This is a genomic window from Moorena sp. SIO4E2, from assembly GCF_010671945.1.
Lineage (GTDB): Bacteria > Cyanobacteriota > Cyanobacteriia > Cyanobacteriales > Coleofasciculaceae > Moorena > Moorena producens.
On the sequence record NZ_JAAHIE010000977.1, the window covers coordinates 1 to 2062 of the forward strand.

Sequence of the window (2062 nt, forward strand, 5' to 3'; positions counted from 1 at the left end):
TTCCGATCGCTCATATAGCTACTGAATTTAAAAAACAATACTCTCGACCCATTACTCAGTTGATGAGAGACTTAAATTTAAAGGGCACATTCCCCAAATTTTTGCAATCCTTAGGAGCGTTTAAACTCAAGAAGGTTGGTAAGGCTTATCAAGTTGCTTTACGGTTAGACGGGTTGAATGCACTAGTGATTGAACATTGACACTCCCCGGCCTAAAGGCGCGGGGATTCTTCATTCAACGACCCGACTTGCTCAACCAGACCGGAGTCAAGAAGAGTAGAGGTTAGATCTCCTGAAGCGTTCGGATCTAGGATCCAAGTTCCGACGTGCCCCGTCGTACTTATGGCTCGATTTCGGATGTTGATAGCGGCATTATAGTCTCTGTCTAATTCGCATCCACATTCACAGACATGAGTTCGAGTGGATAACGACTTTTTGACTACTTCGCCGCAATTAGAACAATTTTGACTAGTGTATGCAGGATTGACTGCAACAGTTATCCTGCTAAATTTAGTACCAAAATGCTCTAACCATTTCCTGAATTGGTACCAACCTGCATCGTTAATAGACTTTGCTAGGCAATGATTTTTTACTAGGTTTTTCACTCTCAAGTCTTCATAGGCGACCAGATCGTTAGATCGGACTACGCAACGTGCGAGTCTCTTCGCATGTTCTTCACGTTGCCTACTTATTTTGAGGTGTTGCCTGCCTAATCTATTGACGGCTTTTTTTCGATTGGATGAGCCTTTCTTTTTTCGAGAAACCCGACGCTGACAAAATTTTAAGCGCTTTTCGCCTTTTCTATAGAATCGGGGGTTAGGTTCAGAATGGCCATCGGAATCTGTATAAAACTCTTTAAGTCCTACATCTAGCCCAATCGTTTTACCAGTCGAATCTATGTCTTCTTCTACATCGACTGCAACGCAGAATTGGACATAGTACCCGTCAGCCCGTTGGACTATTCGAACTCGATTAATTTGCTTTTTGTCAAAGCGCCACAAATCCCAGGTACCCTTGAGTTTAAGCTTCCCAATGCCTTTTTTATCTGTGAACGTTATCGACTTCTTGTCAAGGGATAATTTCCATCCTGACTTTTTGTATTCGACAGAACGAACACGTTTTTGAAATTTAGGAAAACCCTTTTTCCCAGGGATTTGCTTCTTGCAATTATCGTAGAACCGAGCGATCGACGACCACGCCCTTTCAGATGCAGCCTGACGGGCAGTAGAGTTTAACTCATTAGCAAATGGAAACTTCTTAGCAAGAATTTTAGAATACCTGCTAAGATCGCTTTTTCCCGTCCCTTTATTATCTAACCATAGACGAATACAACTATTTCGGATAAATTTTACTGTCCGGATAGCTTCGTCTATAGCTGAATATTGGGATTCCTTTCCTTTCGCCTTAAACTCTAGTATTATCACCGAACATCGACTTTTTTGATCTGTTTTTATAATAACATGGCAAATATAAAAATGTCAAACATAGATGTAAAAAAAAGCCGTCCTAGAAGGACTGGGCTTTAAACCCAAGATTTTTGGTAAAAAACCCAGAGGAGTCGGGAATCGGGAATCGGGAATCGGGAGTCGGGAGAAAGGTGTGGGAAGTGTGGGGAGGGTGGGAAGTGTGGGGAGGGTGGGGAGTAACGGTTGTGGTTTCCCCCAGTCGGGTTTTGCATCAAGAGAAGGAATTGTTAGTCATTTCAGTTGATTGAAGCCGACTAATTAGTCAGGTTTCAAAGACCCTTATTGGCGCGCGTTTCCAGTAAATGCGCGTTCTATTCGCCTATTTCCTATGCCCCCAATACCCCAATCATCCTATCTCCCTATCATTCCAAGGCAATGGGGATAGGGAGGACAATGCATAAGTCCTCAGAGATGGTAAATGTTACAGATTCGTAATCTTAGTAATAAATACTCACGATATGAGATAATATTGTAAATAAATATTACATTTTGTTAGATAATGATTAGAGTATTTACAGACTTTGACGGTCCGATCATGAATGTGTCGGAGCGTTACTATCGGGTTTACCAGTTTTGTCTCAAAGAAATCCAACGCCC

2 protein-coding genes and 2 pseudogenes are annotated in these 2062 nt (G+C 42.0%); 3 read left to right on the top strand and 1 reads right to left on the bottom strand.

What is annotated here, in order from left to right:
- A pseudogene (locus tag F6K37_RS39645) lies at positions 1-200 on the top strand (hypothetical protein); the annotation flags it as partial.
- Positions 201-211: 11 nt separating this feature from the next.
- Here F6K37_RS39645 and F6K37_RS39650 read toward each other — a convergent pair.
- A complete protein-coding gene (locus F6K37_RS39650) occupies positions 212-1423 on the bottom strand; it encodes an RNA-guided endonuclease InsQ/TnpB family protein (protein ID WP_071104212.1) in 1212 nt (403 codons plus the stop codon).
- Between the two features lie 113 nt (positions 1424-1536).
- Here F6K37_RS39650 and F6K37_RS39655 point away from each other — a divergent pair, with 113 nt between their 5' ends.
- Both F6K37_RS39655 and F6K37_RS45905 read left to right on the top strand, forming a co-directional pair.
- Positions 1537-1713, top strand: a complete 177-nt coding sequence (locus F6K37_RS39655; protein ID WP_158026408.1) for a hypothetical protein — start codon at positions 1537-1539, stop codon at positions 1711-1713.
- 251 nt (positions 1714-1964) lie between these two features.
- Positions 1965-2062, top strand: a pseudogene (locus F6K37_RS45905) (HAD family hydrolase); the annotation flags it as partial.